Origin of the sequence: Neorhizobium populisoli, assembly GCF_019430945.1 — a bacterium.
GTDB lineage: Bacteria > Pseudomonadota > Alphaproteobacteria > Rhizobiales > Rhizobiaceae > Neorhizobium > Neorhizobium populisoli.
Genome location: NZ_JAHYCB010000025.1, coordinates 13,041 through 28,990, shown reverse-complemented (window position 1 = coordinate 28,990; position 15,950 = coordinate 13,041). Strand labels below are relative to the sequence as shown.

Below are 15,950 nucleotides of genomic sequence, written 5' to 3'. Positions count from 1 at the left end.
GGCTCCGTCGAAGTCCGACCGTAATGAAAGCGCTGAACCCATCGCAAACCTCCTGTTTGCGCCATCGATTCAGATTCGTCCGGCTTTGGGAACCCCAAGAGTCAGCATCAGTGACAACTGGTATAAGCACACTGAGACACTGCAGGCGGCCCTTGCAGCGCGAACGTTGCTCGTCCACGAGGTCGACCACCGTGTGAAGAACAATCTTCTGACAATGGCCTCCATCGTCAAGCTACAGGCTCGCATCACAAAGGACGACGTCCAGAAGCGCACTTTGATGTCCGTTCTTAATCGGGTCGAGGCGCTTAGCACGGTGCAGCGGAAGCTGTTTACACTCGATGATGTCTCACGTTTCGATATTGCCGACTTCACCCGAGAGATGGTGACGGATCTCGTAGGTGCCGTTGGGCGCGACGACATCCGGCTGACCCTCGACCTGCATCCTGTCTACGTGCCGGCCGTCAAGGCGACGCCTCTCTCGCTTATCGTCAACGAACTCGTCGGCGATGCCGTTCGTCGCGGGCTGAGCGACGGCGGAGGCGACATCCACGTCGTCGTCAAGCGGCTCAACGGTCACTTCCTGATCCGCGTAGAGGACACGTCGATCCCGGTCGAGGTCGATAAGGAAAGCGCGGAGGTCGGGCGCATCCTCCTCGAGACGTCTGCAAGGCAGGTCGAGGCAAAAATTGAGAAGCAGGTGGACGGGCACAGGACTACGGTCGACGTGACCCTGCTGGTAGACGCCGCACAGGAGAATGCACATTGAACGTGATGATTGTCGAAGACGAGATGCTGCTCGCCATGGAACTGGAGAGCGAAGTCGAGATGGCTGGACATCAGGTCGTCGGCATGGCTGTAAGCCAGACACAGGCCCGTAAGTACTTGCAGGAGAACAGACCCGATTTCGCGTTCGTCGACATCCATCTCCAGGATGGACCGACGGGAATCGACGTCGGCCGCGATTTGGCTGCCGTGGGTGTTCCGTTCGTATTCGTCAGCGGTAACATCAAGCGCATCCCGGACAATTTCGCCGGGGCGCTCGGCGCCATTGAAAAACCCTACACCGTAAACGGAATGAAGAACGCGCTTGCCTACATCTCGGCAGTCGTCGCAGGCGACTTCGACGTCGAACCACCAGCCAGCCTCGTTCTAGCGGAAGATGTGGCTACCGCGTCCTTGAGACGGCACGGATGAATGGTGCCAAGAAGGAGGAGGAGATGTCGGACAGTCGAAAGATCTGGTGGAGATGTAGCCCCGCGACGCGGCGCTGGTCAATGAGCTCGTCACGAAGGGCGCGGACCGTCTGTCCGTCATTTATGTGATCGAGAAGGAGGCAGCAGCCCTCAGCCTTCAGCCTGGACCTCCTATCCCAACGGCGAAAGATTGTCTCCGACTACGCCGACCCAGCCTCGATTGGCACAGTGACGGTCGTTCGAAGCCCTGGCCGGTTGTCTTCTTCGTCGAGGTGACCCTTCAAGCGGTCTACGAGCGCAGTAAGCATCTTCGCGCCGAAACCGACACGACCTTCCGACGGCTTTTCATTTCCTTTGTCGGAAACAATAAGCCTTATCTTGCCGCGGTACTGCTCGAGCTGGATGGCCAGCGCACCTGGACGCCCGCCATAGGCGAATTTCTGCGTGTTGATGACCAGTTCGGTCAGGATCAGGCCGACATTTACCGCCCGGTCGGTCGAGATCGATGGGCGCGAGGTCGAGTTCGAGGTGGCGGCCCCATTCCGCGTCCATGGTCGTCTGCATTTCTTTGACGAGATCTTCCAGATAGCGCGACAGATCGATCACCTCGATCTGTCATCGGCATAAAGCCGTCTATGCAAGAGAGCGACGGCGTTTAGCCTGCGGTCGGCCTCGGCAAGCTGAAGTTTGAGTGCCTCATCCCCGGATGACTTTGACTGTAAACGAAGAAACGCAGCCACAAGCTGAAGGGAATTCTGAACCCGATGGTTCACTTCCTTCAAGAGAAAGTCCTTCTGCCGCAACAGGCTTTCGTTCTCCCTCACTGTCGTTGTCAGTTCCTCGTTCAGAAGACGAAAGCGACGGTTGTTGCGCTGTTCCAGCATCAGCCGGACAATACGCGACGCAGCGCCGACTTCAGCATGGCTCCATGCGCGGGAGTGTCGTCTCACCGTCTCCCTCCATTCTTCGAAGGACTTTCTTGGATGGAGCACCGCCGTCGGGTCGGCCGGTACGTCCTTGTGCGGGTTTCCAGCCCATTCGAGGACCTTTAGGTGTTCGGCGCGAAACCACATCAGGATGGTAGGCACTTCCGTGGACATGGTGACTGCAAGCAGGCCGCTTGCTAGGTCCGCATAGGCGGCGGCCGATGGCATCGTCTTGGACAGACTGTCCGTCGCCACAGGCTCATGGCCGCGGGATGCCGCACGAATTCGGCGATCGCTCGCACGTCGATCTTGTCGGGATGCCTTCCGGAAACGAAAAGGTCTCCACCCTGGGCTTACCCTGGCACCCCGGGGATGGTCGTCACGGAAGCGGGCGGGCAACGGTAGCTGAGGTCATTGACGTGGGTCTTCCCGTTGCGGCTCAAGGACATTAAGCCGGAACTCAAGCTAACTGGCCGGAAGGATGTGGGTCGGCCTCGCGCGGAAACCGCAGGGCCGCTGCATCATTCCGCTGACGGGTTTCGCCGAAGCAGAAGGCCCGAAAGGACGCATGACGAGGACGTAGTTTCCCATCGCGACGATCCGATTTTCGCGTGGTCGGGCTTTGGCGGGTCAGCGACGAATGGGGCCTATATACTCCGGGGTGATGACCGATGCGAACGAGGCAATCGCGCCCGTCACAAGCGAATGCCCGTCCTGCTTTACCGCGACGACTACGAAAGATGGGTGCATGGCAGTTTCGAGAGGCAATGAATTTTTCAGAACCGGACGTTTCCGCCAGAGCCGATTGTCATGGATCGCACGACGTTGCTGTGGGCTAAGAAAAAGGCGAACGCCGCGACGCCACTACTTTTTTGAAGAAGGACGGGAAACGGAAAGGCTCGCCGTTTGAGAGCGAGCCTTTAGAAGTCGCACCGAACTGTGGAGGAGATCGCGGTGCTGTCATAAAAGTACCGCGACCTGGTAGGTTTCTCGCGGGTTCGCCCTCATTCTTCGACGGCTGGAATAACGGTCACCGAAAAACGCGTTCCCGGTGAAATTAAGACCCATTCCGGCTCCCCGCCGAGCTGCTTGCTGAGCGAGGTGATTAGCTTGACACCGAGGCTTTTCGTGCCGCTCGCGTCGAAATTCTCCGGCAGCCCCTTACCTCTATCCTCGACCGTCAAGCGGAGAATGCCGGCGTCTACCGCATCCAAAGAGACGGTCACGGTTCCGCGCTGATCTGGAAACGCGTACTTGATTGCATTGGTAACAAGCTCGTTCACGAGGAGGCTTATTGTGACCGCCTGGTCCGTGCGGATGGCCAGGTCAACGCCACGACAGCAAATCTCGATCCCATCGGTTGACGCGGCGAGCTGCTCGCAGAGTTCTTTCAGGAAATCATTCGCATTGACGGACTTCGCCGCGCTGGTTCTCCAGAGCCTGTCATGGACCGCGGCAACCGTCTGAACGCGGCGTCCGGCATCTCTCAGAGCCTGCGTGACACCCGCATCCGCCGACATGCGGGCCTGGATCGACAAAAGGCCGGCGACGACGCTGAGCGAGTTCTTCACGCGATGACTGGCCTCCAGCGTCAAGACCTCTTGATGCTTTAAAGCTTCCCGCACAGCCTCGTCGCGTTCTTCGCGTTGAATGGCAACGCCGAGGATCGAGGCGAAGCTTTCGAGAAACGCGACGTCCGCCTCGTCGAAATGCCCTTCGCTCGGAGTGTCGACTTCGAGTACGCCGTAACGTGCGCGGTCGGTCTGGATGATTACGTTGAGGGCGCGTCTGATGCCGTGTTCGACCAGCAACGTCGGTGTCCGAAACCTTTCCTCGTTTGCCAGGTGGTTCGAGATCACCGCCTTTCCGGTATGATATGCATAGCCCGCGGGACTTTCCATGTCGTCGCCCACGGTGGCCTGCCCGACCACCCCCGGTTTCCAGCCCACGCCCGCGGCGACGATGAACCCCGCGCCGCTCCCGATGTGCTGGAGGTATTTCGCGTGAGCGACGTCGACACCTGCTGCGGCGAGCCTGGTCGCCTCCTGAAGGAGATCGCCAAGATCCTCGCTCTTGAGCGCGAAATAGCCGAACTCCGCTGCAATCCGTTGCTGGCGGAGCCTGTAGTCGAGTTCGTCGGTCACGAGCCTGACTTCCGGCCGTGGCGAGGTTTCTTCATGGATTTCGAGCTCGGCCAAAAAGATTGTCCCAGTTGCTGCGTCGGAAAGAAACAGCGTGGCCGCTCGCTAGTTCCACGGCTGCTGTAATCCGCGGGAGGCGGGCGCGGGAGACAGGCTTGCCCATGGCGCGCCACCGCCCTATGTGACAAATGGATATCGTACCGGATGACGTGGTATTCCTGCTCCGGCGACCAGCAAAGTGCAGGAACAATCAGCGCATGTTCAATTATGCCACTGACTTCGCGGCCATCCTTAGCGGAATGCCCCAGCCCTATCTCGTGCTCGGGCCAGACCTCCACATTGTCGGAGCAAGCGACAGCTATCTGACGCTCACGTCGCGCACGCGCGACGACATCGTTGGCCGTCACATCCTCCAAGCGTTTCCCGAAAATCCCGACGAGGCCGGGACGGTGGAGCAGGGCCCGCTAGAGGTCTCGCTCCGGCACGTGCTCGAGACGGGAAGGCCCCACGAGATGGCGGTGATCCAGTATGACATACCGCGGATTGGCGGCGGCTTTTCCCAAAAGTTCTGGACGCCGATCCACACGCCTGTTCTCGGCGACGACGGCAAGGTCGCCTTCATCATCCAGAATCCGATGGACGTGACGGAAAGCGTGCTGCGAAACCGCGAAGCCGATGCAAGACTGCGTGTGGCGCTCCACGCAGCCGATCTGGCATCTTGGGAATACGAGCCGGAAACGGACACATGGCGCAGGAGCCACGCTGTCGACGATCTTTTCGGCTTTCCTCCTGGCGAAGGTGGCCCGGTTGCGGCCCCTTTCTTCGCCCGGATGCATCCGGACGATCTGCCCGCGGTCATGAAAGCGATGCGCGACATCGCGGAATTTCCCGACCAAACAGTGATAAACTTCGATTATCGCATCCAGCTCCCGACGGGAGACACAAGACACGTGTCTTCGCGCGGCGAGGTGCTTCGCTCGGCCAGCGGGAAGGTCAGGATGATCGGCGTGCTGATGGATGTTACGACGGACCGACAAAGGGAAGCCGACCTGGCGGCCGCGCTCAGGCAGCAGGAGCTTCTTCTTGCGGAGGTCAATCACCGGGTCAAGAATAGCCTCCAGCTCGTGATCAGCACACTGCGCCTGCAGGCGCGACGCCTGCATTTTCCGGTAACCGCAAGCGCGTTCGAAGAGGCGATCGCTCGCGTCCAGGCTATTGTTTCGGTTCACGAGCGCCTTTATCGGAGCGGAAACGCGCTTGGCGTCGACATGGCAGCGCATCTTGGTAAGCTCTGTGTCGACATCGTTGGCGACATCCAGGCTGACAGGTTGAGCGTTCACGTGGACGAGATGGAGTTTCCTCCCGAGCGGGCGATACCGCTCTCGGTGATCGTGAACGAACTCCTCACGAACTGGCTGCGGAGTGGCTCCGGTACCGCGAGACTGGCGCTGAACAACGTAGGCGATAGTGAGGTCGAACTTCTTTTCGCGGTTTCAGGAGAGAAGCGTTCTCAAATAAGCGAGCTGGGCCTGAAGTTGATTACCACGATGTCGGCGCAGCTAGGGGGCGTTTTCACCGGCGGTGACAATGGCGATGGCCATGTCTCCGTTCTTAGATTTCCGGCGACGGAGGCGTGATGCCGCTCAGGATCATGATCGTCGAAGACGAAATGCTACTCGCGCTCGATCTGGAGGACATGCTTCTCGAGGCCGGGTTCACCGTCGTCGGCCAAGCGTCCGATATGGCACAGGCCATCACACTCGCCGAGCAGCAACATGGCGCGGTCGACGTCGCCATCATGGACATAAATCTCGCCCGTGGATCAAATGGGGTGGAGACGGCCGGAGAACTGAGAAAACGATGGGATATTCCGTCTCTTTTTGTTTCCGGAAACCTCGACGAGGTCACGCGGGAGCGGGCGCGACAGTGGAGCCCGGTAGGTTTCATCGGCAAGCCTTATTCGGAGCGTGAGCTCCTTTCCTCACTTGCCGGGTTTAAAGGTTCTTAGAGGGGGCCGTTGGCGAAGTCCTTGAAAGCCACTGATTGCCATCCGCCCGCTTTTGGCTAAGTATCTATCCGGTCGGATAATAAACGGATAGATCGGGCCGCTATAAACGCTTTACCTGAGAGATACGTGACGCAAGAACCTTTTACCGACAACCAAGTCCTTGATCGTCGCCTCGAGTTGCTGGAAGCGTACAACGTACTGAATACGCCGGCGGAACCGGAATTCGACGATATCGTCCTTATCGCGTCCGAGGCGTGCCGCACTCCGGTTTCCCTCGTCAGCCTCGTTGAGGACGACCGGCAGTGGTTCAAAGCCAGAATAGGCTTCGAGGCGTGCGAGACCCCCCTCGATCAGTCGGTTTGCGCCCACTCGCTGTCCAGCCCCGATCTCCTCATCATTCCCGATCTGGCGCTCGACGTCCGGACCCGGAACAACACCCTCGTCACCGATGATCCACATATCCGCTTCTACGCCGGCGCGCCGCTCGTCTCCCCTGAAGGCATCGCGATTGGCACCCTTTGCGTCATCGACACCGTACCGCGTCCAGAAGGCCTCGACGCGTCGCAACGAAGAATTCTAACCGCCCTCGCCCGACAGGTGATCGTGCACCTGGAAGCCCGACGCCTTTCCCATCGCAAGGATGAGCTTTTCAAGCGACAGAAGGGCGTCGCCGCCAACATCAGGGCTGATGCCCACCGCAATATGGCTGCCCAGGAGGCGGGTCGCATCGGAACGTTCGAGATAGACATTGCTACGGGGACTGTTTCCACATCCCCGGAATTCTGTCGTATCTTCGACGTACCGGTCGCCAGCACCTATCCCACTTCCACATTCGAAGCCATGGCGATCGACCAAGGCATCCAATCCACCGATGCGACGCGCGCCGATGGGTCCGCTCTGACGGACGTGGAATACAGGATCAAGACACCCCTCCGTGGTATCAGGTGGGTAAGCCGCCAGGCGACATTTGACCGGGACGAACGCGGCAGACCCGTCACGATGCGCGGGACGGCTCAGGACGTTACCTTCCAGAAGCGCTCAGTTCTTCGCGTCCAGGCACTTCTAGACCTCGGCGACCGTCTCCGCGAACTCGACGCCATAGAGGACATGACCGTTGCCGCTTCCGATCTTATGGGAAAGGCCCTCGACGCCGTCCGCGCGGGCTTCGGCATCGTCGACTACGCCTCCGAGTCCATCGTCATCCATCCCGATTGGCACGCGCCGGGCTACCCCAGCGTCGCTGGAAGGCACTTCTTCCGCGATTACGGTGCGATCATCGGCGATGTGAACGCGGGCAAGACGGTGGCGATATCTGACGTCGGAGCCGATCTCCGACTGGCGGACCGTGCCGAGCGGCTCATCGGCCTCGGCGCGAAAGCAATCGTTCTCGTGCCGATCCTTGACCATGGCCGTTTCAATCTGATGGCTTTTGTTCACTTCGACGAGCCGCGAAAATGGACAGACGACGAACTGAACTTTGTGCGGAACTTCGGCGACCGTGTTCAAAGTGCCATAGCACGGCGCAACGCAGAGGCCGAGCAGGCCCTGATGAACAGGGAAATTGGCCATCGCCTGAAGAATTCCTTTGCGATGGTACAGGCGATCGCCACCCAGACGCTACGGCCGGTGACCGAGCGCCAGCATGTGACCGCGTTCCAGCAACGTCTCTTCGCCCTCAGCAAGGCGCATGATATCCTGCTCAACGAGCAGGTGGGCGCGCCGTTCGGAGCTATCGTCGCCAGCCTCGGCGAAACGCTCGGGATGGAGGGGAGGCTTCTGGCTGAGGGGCCTCCGGTCATGCTCGGCTCGCGCGGAGCGCTGTCTCTGGGGCTTCTTCTCCATGAGCTCGGGACCAACGCCCTAAAATACGGAGCATTCTCCGTACCGGAAGGTATTGTCAGCGCCAAATGGGTAGTCGACGGGTCGGGGACAGAGCCGATGTTACGTTTCTCCTGGTCGGAAACGGGAGGCCCCCCACCAAAGCTTCCAACAAGCCGCGGTTTCGGGACAAAACTGATCCAGATGGGCTTGATTGGAACAGGAGCCGTTACAGTCAGTTATGAGCCGCCTGGGTTTTCGGCGAAGATGTCGGCGTCCCTGCAGCAACTACAACAGGCGAACTGAGATCAATATGGGACAATCAGCTCCACCCCGCATGCCGGTCGTCCTCGTCGTCGAGGATGAGCCGCTCCAGCGTATGATGGCAGCAGACCTCGTGGAGGACGCAGGATTTGACGTCGTCCAGGCGTGGGGTGCCGACGAAGCGATCCGCATTCTCGAAACCCGCAGCGACATCCGCATTGTGTTCACCGATGTCGACATGCCGGGCAGTATGGACGGACTGAAGCTCGCGGCGTCCGTCCAAGATCGGTGGCCTCCGATCCAGATCATTGTGACCTCCGGCTATTTCCGGCTGGCTGATATAGACCTTCCCCCGCACAGTGTGTTTTTCAGCAAGCCATACCAGCACGAAAAGCTCACGGCCCAGCTACGGAAGATGGCGGCCGTCTAACTTTGGGCTGGTTCCGACAGCGCTATATCCGACCCCGGTTTTAAATGTACGGTAGCATACGGAGGGGCAAAGCCAGCCCACCCTTCTAGTGTCATGTCATCGTTCGCAGACGCCAAGGGCGCGGACAGCTGCGAGCTAACTCCTTTTGCCCCAAAGCAAGAGGAATGGACTAAAGGCCTTCGTTTTCTCCGTTTCGCAACGAGCTCTTATGTCGCATACCTCAAGCGAACTTGCCTTGACGATGGCGTGTACCGAGCGGGTCGAGATGCCGAAAGGTTTCATGATCGGGGCCCCGGGACGCGCGATTGACTGTATTTATTTGCTCGAGGACGGTCTCACCTTCGTCGTTTCGGTGTCCCGCAGGACACAGGGCGGAAGCGGGAATGTTCGGCTCCAAGGGTTCCGGCCCGACCCCTCCCGCCGCGGGGTCTTCCATTACCTACCACGAAATCGTCATGCAAGGCCGCGGGCATGGGTACCGAATGGCGGTAGAAGGTCTGTGGTCCCTGACGCCGAACTGCCCGCGGTTTTGGCATTGCACAGTCGGTCGGCGCACAAGCCCAGGTGTCCTATACGGTGCTCTCGAACGCGGTTCATCACCCGGTGCCCGGCCGGGTCGCTGGCTACTCATGTGTCATGATCGGCTGCGCGGGGACGAGCTTTACATTACGCACGACTTCCTCGGTTTGGTGCTTGCAGTTCGCAGACCGAGCGTGACAACCGCGCTACATGTTCTCGAAGGCAATGGCTTGATCCGGAGCGAAGGCGCCTGCGTCGTTATCAGGGACCGACCCGCCCTCCTCTGCTTCGCGCGTGATGCTCATGGCAAACCGGAAGAGGTGTTCCCAATACTCTTTCCGCTGCGCCCCGACCGGAGCTCGCCAGACTGAAGTCCAATTGCCGCGGGTGGAGAGGAACGCCACCTGTTCTTTCAAGTTCAACGCAGCGAGTGTCGAGGGTGTTGCGGGATTAAGCCCGATCCCAAGGGCTTCCGGGCGCATTGACATAGCAGAAGGTCCTGTTCGACAGTAGCGGAAAGGTGAACCGGGTGGCAGGATGATAAACACGATAGCTGGAACCCACGACGGAATCCTGGTGGCCCTGGCGGTGTTGATCGCCGTCGCCGCCTCCTACACTGCTCTCGATATCGCTGCCCGGATTGGCCTCGCTTCAACGCGGCTTGGCGCATATGCCTGGCTGGCCACCGCTGCGATATGTATGGGCGGCGGGATCTGGTCGATGCACTTCGTGGCGATGCTCGCCTACGTCGTTCCGGACATTGCGGTCTCGTATGATCCCTACCTCACCGTATCCTCTCTGTTGATAGCCGTCCTGGTAACCGGCGGTGGCTTTGCGGTGGTCTCGCGACCGACTGCCGGGCCGATCGCGCTTGTCCTCAGCGGTCTGGTCATGGGGGCGGGCGTTCTCGCCATGCACTATATCGGCATGGCGGCGATGCGCATGCACGCGACATTGTCTTACCAAGCGACGTGGGTGGCGGTTTCCGTGTTCATTGCGATGGGGGCGGCGATCGCCGCGCTCTGGCTTGCGTTTCGCGGTGGCAGTTTCCTGCAGAAGGGACTTTCTGCACTGGCCATGGGTCTGGCGATTTCGGGAATGCATTTTGCGGGGATGCGGGCCGCCTCGTTTGGGATGCACGAAAGCATGGATGGCGGCGACGGAATGGCGAGCGTCGATCAGGGAACGCTTGCGATGTCGATTGCGGCGATCACCTTCCTGATCCTCCTCGCCGCCATCGTCGCGGCCATGTTCGACAGGCGCTTCGCCGCACTCGCCAGCAAGGAATCGCTGGCTTTACGGCGAAGCGAGGAGCAGTTCCGGTCACTGTACCGCCGCACGCCGCTGCCCCTCCACTCGCTGGACACCGAAGGCAGGATCGAGGACGTGAGCGACGCATGGCTGTCGCTCCTGCATTACGACAGGGAATCGGTCATCGGAAGGCCGCTTATCAACTTTATGACCGAGGAGTCTGCCCGGCGGAGAATAGCGGATTGGAAGAAACTCCCGGAGCTTGGGGAACTGCGGGACCGGGAATACAGACTCGTTACCCGCGACGGCGAATTCATCGACGTCCTCTCGACATCGCAGGTCGAGCGGGACGAAGAGGGCCGTTTCGTGCGCGCTGTCGGCGGACTTGTCGACGTCACCGCGCGGCGGAAGGCGGAAGAGGCGTTGCGGCAGGCCCAGAAGATGGAAGCCGTGGGGCAGCTAACGGGCGGTATCGCGCATGACTTCAACAACATTCTGGCGGTCATTCTCGGAAGCCTCGAAATGGTCCACAAACGCGTTCAGCCAGACGAGCGGGCGGTGCGGCTGATCGACAACGCCCTGGAGGGGGCGCGGCGCGGAAGCGCTCTGACCCAGCGGATGCTTTCGTTTGCGCGGCGACAGAGCCTTAACCCGCAGGCGGTGGACCTGCATGCTCTGGTGGCGGGAATGCAGGATATGCTGGAACGGTCGCTCGGGCCGCGCGTGTCGCTTCTGGTCGAGCTGCCTTCCGGGCTACCGCGGATACAGGCAGACCCGCACCAGCTCGAAATGGCCTTGCTCAATCTAGCGGTCAACGCCCGTGACGCCATGGAGGAGGGTGTCATCAGGATCGTTTCGGAGGGGGACAAACCGCGTCCCGCCAAACTTCCAGAAGGGCGTTTCTGCTGCCTAAGCGTCATCGACACGGGTGAAGGAATGGACGAGGCGACCCTTACCAGGGCACAGGAGCCGTTCTTCACCACGAAAGGCGTCGGTCGCGGTACGGGGTTGGGCCTCGCAATGGTGAGCGGTTTCGCCGAACAATCTGGCGGCACGCTCGATATCACGAGCCGGAGGGGCGAGGGCACACGGGTAGACATCTGGCTGCCGCTCGCTGAACCGTCCGCTCCCCCTGTCCTACCGGAGGTCGCGAGAACAATTCCCGAGCCCGACGCATTGAAGGACAAAGTGATACTGGTTGTCGACGACGAGCCGCTCATCCTGATCAACACCGAAGCGATCCTGCAGGAGGCGGGGGCGGTTGTCCGCGCGGCGACCTCGGCGGTGGAGGCCCTCGAACTTATCCGTCGGCATAAGGACATCTCCTGTGTCGTCACCGACTACGCAATGCCAGGGATGTCGGGAGCGCAGCTTGCGGCAGCCGTCCGGGTCAAGGTCCCCCATCTGCCGATCATCGTGGCAACGGGGTACGCCGAGGTTCCTGACGAGATTAAGCAGTATCTGCGGCTTCAAAAACCGTTTACGGCGGCAGAACTGGTCGGCGTGATCTCGATCGCACTCACGAACCCCTCGGCGGAGATCATCGATTTTCCCGTCAGCCGACCCTAGACAACACCGATCGATCCGAGTGATGACTGTAGGTAGCGACGAGTGATCTCACGCACCTTGTCATTATCTGCAATCGAGGAGGAACGGGAACTCGATGGCAACGCCGAGCCTTCGACATTTATAGCTTCCTGATGGCATCCCTGAGGGCCGCGTCGAAGATGAGGCTTTCAGAATCCATGACAGCGGCCTTGGACAGCATGTGACAGTCAGCGAGATCGACGAGAGCCGCCGCCACCTCTTCCTTCCTCCATCCGGCATCCTCCGTCTGCGAGGCCAGCGCGTGGAACGCGGTATCGATAGCCTCCTGGCAGCTTAGATGTCTGTCGGGGTGTGTTATGGGCAACTTGGGCGCAGAAACGTCAGCCATGCCAAATGTAATCGAGTCGGCAGGGGCCTCTTCAAGTGCTGCTGTAAGAATATAAATTACACCGTCGGTTAGTCGATACATCTTCATTGAAACAACACCGTCGCAGGAACATTCAAGGATCAGATAGGAGACCTCATGGACGACACTCGATATCCCGGTGCGGACACTCCCGAGGCGCGACTGGCGCTGTTCGATTTCGCTTTCCAGAATGCTCCGAGCGGTCGCAATGGTTGACCTCGAAGCAGGATCATCCGCGGAAACGCCGTGTTCGCTTGCATGACAGGAAGATCCCTTCCGGAACTCGTCGGCGTCGCGTTCGCGGACTTCAACCATCCCGAAGACATCGGGGCCGATTTAGCGTTGTTCGATGAGGTGCTGGCGGGAAAACGTGACGGCTGTGCGGTCGAGAAGCGGTACGTCCACCCTGACGAGTCGTCCAGGTCCGCATTCATGTTGCGGCGATGAGAGATGCAGATGGTGGGGTGGCGAGGTTTATCTCTCAAATCGAGGAGATCACGCGGCAGAAGCAACCGGAAGCCGATCTTGTAGAACGGGCCGCACAGCTCGAGCTCGCCATGGAAGCCATCCGGGGCAGTTTCTGGCAAATGGACTATGCGGCCTATGTCGCACCACCCGATCCTTCAGCAGCCGCTGGAGCGTTTCCACCAGAAGTCCGTCCGTGGTGGACCCGATGGACATCCGGTTCCGATGCCCGGCCTAGCGAACTAACGGCACAGTCGGTGCCTCCTAACGTCCTGCGGAGGCGCTTCATCGTCTTGCAGCGCTATTCACGTGCACTATCTGATGGAGATACCAGCCACGCGAGATGACCATGGCCAGCCCGTACGAAACCTTGGGCGTCAAAAAGGACGCTTCACAGAAGGAAATCCAATCCGTCTACCGCAAGCTCGCCAAAAAGTACCACCCCGATCTCAATCCGGGTGACAGTTCGGCGGAACAGAAGTTCAAGTCCGTCTCCGCCGCGTATGCAATCCTGGAGGACGAAGATAAGCGAGCGAAGTTCGATCGAGGCGAGATCGACGAGAACGGGGTCGAGCAGGCTCCGCGCAAGTACTACCGAGAGTACGCGCAGGGCAGAGATGCCAGCGGCCGGTACCGGAATTCCGGAGGCTTCGCGGACTTCGGCGACGGCGACGATCTGTTCTCCAGTTTCTTCTCCGGGGCACGCGGCCGGCGGCAGCAGACGGTGCGCGGGGACGACCTGCAGTTCAAGCTCGAGATATCGCTTCTAGACGCCGCGAACGGGGGGCCGAAGACCGTCACGCTCCCAGGCGGATCGACGCTGGAGCTGCGCATCCCGCCAGGCGTGCGGGACGGACAGGTCCTGCGCCTTCGGGGGAAGGGCAGCCCCGGCTTCAACGGAGGACCGGACGGCGACGCGTTGGTCGAGATACAGATCCTGCCGCACAGGCAGTTCGTGAGAGATGGTGATAACGTGCAGATCGAGGTCCCGATCTCGGTTAGGGAGGCCGTCCTCGGCGGTAAGATCGAAGTTCCGACGCTATCCGGTGCCGTCTCCGTCACAGTGCCGGCCAACACGAGCACAGGCAGGATCCTTCGCCTGTCCGGCAAAGGCTTTCCCAACCGCCACGGCGGGCACGGCGACCAGTTCGTGACACTGAAGATCGTGCTGCCGAGCTCCCCGGATCCCCAGTTGGAGGAGTTCATGCGCGGATGGGAAGGCGGTCGGAACTTCAATCCCCGGCGGGCTTAGGAGGAACTGATGGACGAACTCGAATTCTGCCGTGTTCTGGAAATCGAGACGACCACCCTCGACCTATGGGTCGAGGAGAGGTGGATCATCCCTGAAAACCACGCAGCGATCGCCTTCGGAGATGTCGACGTCGCCCGCGGCCGACTGATCTTGGACCTCGTGAGGAACATGGGCGTCAACGATGCGGGCGTCGACATCGTGGTCGACCTGGTGGACCAATTGCACACACTAAGGGAGCAGATGCGTCTTGTCATGGACGCGGTCAGGCTGCAGGACTTCGAGGTCCAACAGTCTCTGCGCCGAGCGCTGGATGGCATGTGATCGAAGCACGGGTGGTGCCAGCCTGTCACGTCGGCGTGCCGCTCTCGCGTGTCATTTCGATCATTGTCGGCCTGAACCCCAGGGAGGTGAACAGCGCCTGTGCAGCCTCGTTTCGATGCGCCGTAGAGAGCACCACTCGTTCCGCGCCCATCTGCTCTAGCAAGGTCAACCCCGCGCGCAGAAGCAGCCGTCCGATCCCGTTCCGTCTCCTGGCAGGATCCACGAACAGATCGTAGACGACGCCTGCCGGGCCGCGAAGCGACATGTAGTCGGTGCCCTCAACTCCTGCCCACACGTATCCAGACAGATTATCCTCTGTCAGTGCGACAAGGAGGACGGTCTCCGGACGGCCGATCTGGCTTCGCAGGAACGCGGCGTATGCGGCGGGGGTGCCAGGTGTGGGAGCAATAAACCTTCGCGGGTCGAATTCATGATGGAGCGCGGTCAAGCGCGCGCCGAAGCCGCCGAGTGCACGGACGTCGGCCGCGGTGGCGGGGCGGATCTGGGTCGGAGAGGAAGGGCCATCTTTGGACATCAATCTTGCCTCGTTCATCGGAAGTCGGGGTCGAGCAACGCGACGCACTCCGTGTCGTGGGGGTGATTGTCGCTGGGGTCAAAACTGTAGCGCATTACCTCAATATCGCCCGCCACTTCGCAGATACTGCGCCAGCCTCGTGTTCCATAGAAGCGCCGCCGGTCTGCCTTCGAGGTCAGATAGATATCTGGACGTCCATTTGCACGCGCTTTTCCGATCGCAGCCTTCAGGAGCGCGCTTCCCCATCCGCGTCCCCGGTATGACTCGTCGACCCACAGACCAGAAAGCCAGGGAGACAGATCGCGGCGGGGCTCCATGTTGCTCTCGACCACTGAGACGGTGCCGATGAATGTTCCCTGTTCTTGGGCGATCAGCGTGAAAGGGAAGGGGCCACCCGCCACGCTGGCCTCGACCTTCGCCCTCACGTGCGCGAAGGTGCGCTCGTCCCGCCACCATTCCTTCCAGAGGCGGTGCGCGGCCGTGTGCGCGAACCACGGACATTCACGCAAGTCGGCAATTGTCATCAAACTGAACTCGGGAAGCTGGATAATGGAGAAACGGTTCGTTTTAGTTCGGTCTTCCGCCGCCCATCAGCCAGAGAACCAGAAGTATTCCGCCGACGACGACGGCTTGAATGAAGACGCGGAGCTGCATGAGCCGATTGGACGTGCTCTCATCCCGGCCGCCTTTCCGGTTGAAGAACAGCTTCATCAAGACCATCAATCCGACGGCGCCAACGATTATAAGGATGGTTAAATTCCACGGCGACATCAGTCGAACACCGTCAAGGCTTGGTCACCGTGTTCCCGGACGGTTCGGTTCACCGGATTCTGGTTGCCGCTTCCGCCACTCGCGTGAGGAGTGCTGTCAGTC

At 60.2% G+C, this 15,950-nt stretch carries 17 protein-coding genes; 11 read left to right on the top strand and 6 right to left on the bottom strand.

Annotated elements, in window-relative coordinates:
• The 3 genes from KX729_RS32150 to KX729_RS32140 form a co-directional block, all read left to right on the top strand.
• A partial coding sequence (locus KX729_RS32150) for a sensor histidine kinase (protein ID WP_219746518.1) occupies positions 1-766 on the top strand: 766 nt, incomplete at its 5' end.
• Positions 763-1,194, top strand: a complete 432-nt coding sequence (locus KX729_RS32145; protein WP_219746517.1) for a response regulator — start codon at positions 763-765, stop codon at positions 1,192-1,194. The genes KX729_RS32150 and KX729_RS32145, both read left to right, overlap by 4 nt.
• A 443-nt stretch (positions 1,195-1,637) precedes the next feature.
• Complete coding sequence (locus KX729_RS32140; RefSeq protein ID WP_219746516.1) at positions 1,638-1,820, top strand: hypothetical protein; 183 nt, start codon at positions 1,638-1,640, stop codon at positions 1,818-1,820.
• Here the strand turns inward: KX729_RS32140 and KX729_RS32135 are convergent.
• Positions 1,796-2,518, bottom strand: coding sequence for a histidine kinase dimerization/phosphoacceptor domain -containing protein (locus tag KX729_RS32135; RefSeq protein WP_281423293.1), 723 nt, complete (start codon positions 2,516-2,518; stop codon positions 1,796-1,798). The genes KX729_RS32140 and KX729_RS32135 overlap by 25 nt on opposite strands.
• A 605-nt stretch (positions 2,519-3,123) precedes the next feature.
• A complete protein-coding gene (locus KX729_RS32130; RefSeq protein WP_219746514.1) occupies positions 3,124-4,317 on the bottom strand; it encodes a sensor histidine kinase in 1,194 nt (397 codons plus the stop codon).
• Positions 4,318-4,517: 200 nt separating this feature from the next.
• Here KX729_RS32130 and KX729_RS32125 point away from each other — a divergent pair, with 200 nt between their 5' ends.
• The 6 genes from KX729_RS32125 (at position 4,518) to KX729_RS32100 (ending at position 12,119) form a co-directional block, all read left to right on the top strand.
• Positions 4,518-5,897 (top strand): sensor histidine kinase, encoded by a 1,380-nt coding sequence (locus tag KX729_RS32125; RefSeq protein WP_219746513.1) that lies wholly within the window; start codon positions 4,518-4,520, stop codon positions 5,895-5,897.
• Entirely contained in the window at positions 5,897-6,268 is a 372-nt protein-coding gene (locus KX729_RS32120) for a response regulator (RefSeq protein ID WP_219746512.1), read from the top strand. The genes KX729_RS32125 and KX729_RS32120 overlap by 1 nt, the downstream gene beginning before the upstream one ends.
• Before the next feature lie 126 nt (positions 6,269-6,394).
• Entirely contained in the window at positions 6,395-8,392 is a 1,998-nt protein-coding gene (locus KX729_RS32115) for a GAF domain-containing protein (RefSeq protein ID WP_219746511.1), read from the top strand.
• 7 nt (positions 8,393-8,399) lie between these two features.
• On the top strand, positions 8,400-8,780 hold the full coding sequence (locus KX729_RS32110; protein WP_219746510.1) for a response regulator: 381 nt from the start codon (positions 8,400-8,402) through the stop codon (positions 8,778-8,780).
• Positions 8,781-9,163: 383 nt separating this feature from the next.
• The gene (locus tag KX729_RS34740; protein WP_219746509.1) at positions 9,164-9,670 is read left to right on the top strand and encodes a helix-turn-helix domain-containing protein; all 507 of its coding nucleotides are present in this window, start codon (positions 9,164-9,166) and stop codon (positions 9,668-9,670) included.
• A 166-nt stretch (positions 9,671-9,836) separates the two neighbouring features.
• Entirely contained in the window at positions 9,837-12,119 is a 2,283-nt protein-coding gene (locus KX729_RS32100) for an MHYT domain-containing protein (RefSeq protein ID WP_219746508.1), read from the top strand.
• A gap of 118 nt (positions 12,120-12,237) precedes the next feature.
• On the opposite strand, the gene KX729_RS32095 is transcribed toward KX729_RS32100, so the two are convergent.
• Entirely contained in the window at positions 12,238-12,819 is a 582-nt protein-coding gene (locus KX729_RS32095) for a hypothetical protein (protein ID WP_219746507.1), read from the bottom strand.
• Positions 12,820-13,318: 499 nt separating this feature from the next.
• On the opposite strand from KX729_RS32095, the gene KX729_RS32090 reads away from it, so the two are divergent.
• Both KX729_RS32090 and KX729_RS32085 read left to right on the top strand, forming a co-directional pair.
• Positions 13,319-14,221, top strand: coding sequence for a DnaJ C-terminal domain-containing protein (locus KX729_RS32090; RefSeq protein WP_219746506.1), 903 nt, complete (start codon positions 13,319-13,321; stop codon positions 14,219-14,221).
• A 9-nt stretch (positions 14,222-14,230) separates the two neighbouring features.
• A complete protein-coding gene (locus KX729_RS32085; protein WP_219746505.1) occupies positions 14,231-14,542 on the top strand; it encodes a chaperone modulator CbpM in 312 nt (103 codons plus the stop codon).
• Positions 14,543-14,567: 25 nt separating this feature from the next.
• Here KX729_RS32085 and KX729_RS32080 read toward each other — a convergent pair whose 3' ends face one another.
• Genes KX729_RS32080 through KX729_RS32070 form a run of 3 tightly spaced genes read right to left on the bottom strand, consistent with a single transcriptional unit; the run spans position 14,568 to position 15,788 of the window.
• A complete protein-coding gene (locus tag KX729_RS32080) occupies positions 14,568-15,077 on the bottom strand; it encodes a GNAT family N-acetyltransferase (RefSeq protein WP_219746504.1) in 510 nt (169 codons plus the stop codon).
• Positions 15,078-15,091: 14 nt separating this feature from the next.
• On the bottom strand, positions 15,092-15,601 hold the full coding sequence (locus tag KX729_RS32075) for a GNAT family N-acetyltransferase (RefSeq protein WP_219746503.1): 510 nt from the start codon (positions 15,599-15,601) through the stop codon (positions 15,092-15,094).
• A 43-nt stretch (positions 15,602-15,644) separates the two neighbouring features.
• Positions 15,645-15,788, bottom strand: coding sequence for a twin transmembrane helix small protein (locus tag KX729_RS32070; RefSeq protein WP_246618025.1), 144 nt, complete (start codon positions 15,786-15,788; stop codon positions 15,645-15,647).
• Positions 15,789-15,950 lie beyond the last annotated feature (162 nt).

Bases quoted from the DNA above. Each gene is read 5' to 3' on its own strand.
- KX729_RS32100 (WP_219746508.1), top strand. From the start codon at position 9,837: ATGATAAACACGATAGCTGGAACCCACGACGGAATCCTGGTGGCCCTG.
- KX729_RS32085 (WP_219746505.1), top strand. From the start codon at position 14,231: ATGGACGAACTCGAATTCTGCCGTGTTCTGGAAATCGAGACGACCACC.
- KX729_RS32125 (WP_219746513.1), top strand. From the start codon at position 4,518: ATGTTCAATTATGCCACTGACTTCGCGGCCATCCTTAGCGGAATGCCC.
- KX729_RS32120 (WP_219746512.1), top strand. From the start codon at position 5,897: ATGCCGCTCAGGATCATGATCGTCGAAGACGAAATGCTACTCGCGCTC.
- KX729_RS34740 (WP_219746509.1), top strand. From the start codon at position 9,164: ATGTTCGGCTCCAAGGGTTCCGGCCCGACCCCTCCCGCCGCGGGGTCT.
- KX729_RS32090 (WP_219746506.1), top strand. From the start codon at position 13,319: ATGGCCAGCCCGTACGAAACCTTGGGCGTCAAAAAGGACGCTTCACAG.
- KX729_RS32110 (WP_219746510.1), top strand. From the start codon at position 8,400: ATGGGACAATCAGCTCCACCCCGCATGCCGGTCGTCCTCGTCGTCGAG.
- KX729_RS32080 (WP_219746504.1), bottom strand. From the start codon at position 15,077: ATGTCCAAAGATGGCCCTTCCTCTCCGACCCAGATCCGCCCCGCCACC.
- KX729_RS32095 (WP_219746507.1), bottom strand. From the start codon at position 12,819: ATGGTTGAAGTCCGCGAACGCGACGCCGACGAGTTCCGGAAGGGATCT.
- KX729_RS32075 (WP_219746503.1), bottom strand. From the start codon at position 15,601: ATGACAATTGCCGACTTGCGTGAATGTCCGTGGTTCGCGCACACGGCC.
- KX729_RS32070 (WP_246618025.1), bottom strand. From the start codon at position 15,788: ATGAAGCTGTTCTTCAACCGGAAAGGCGGCCGGGATGAGAGCACGTCC.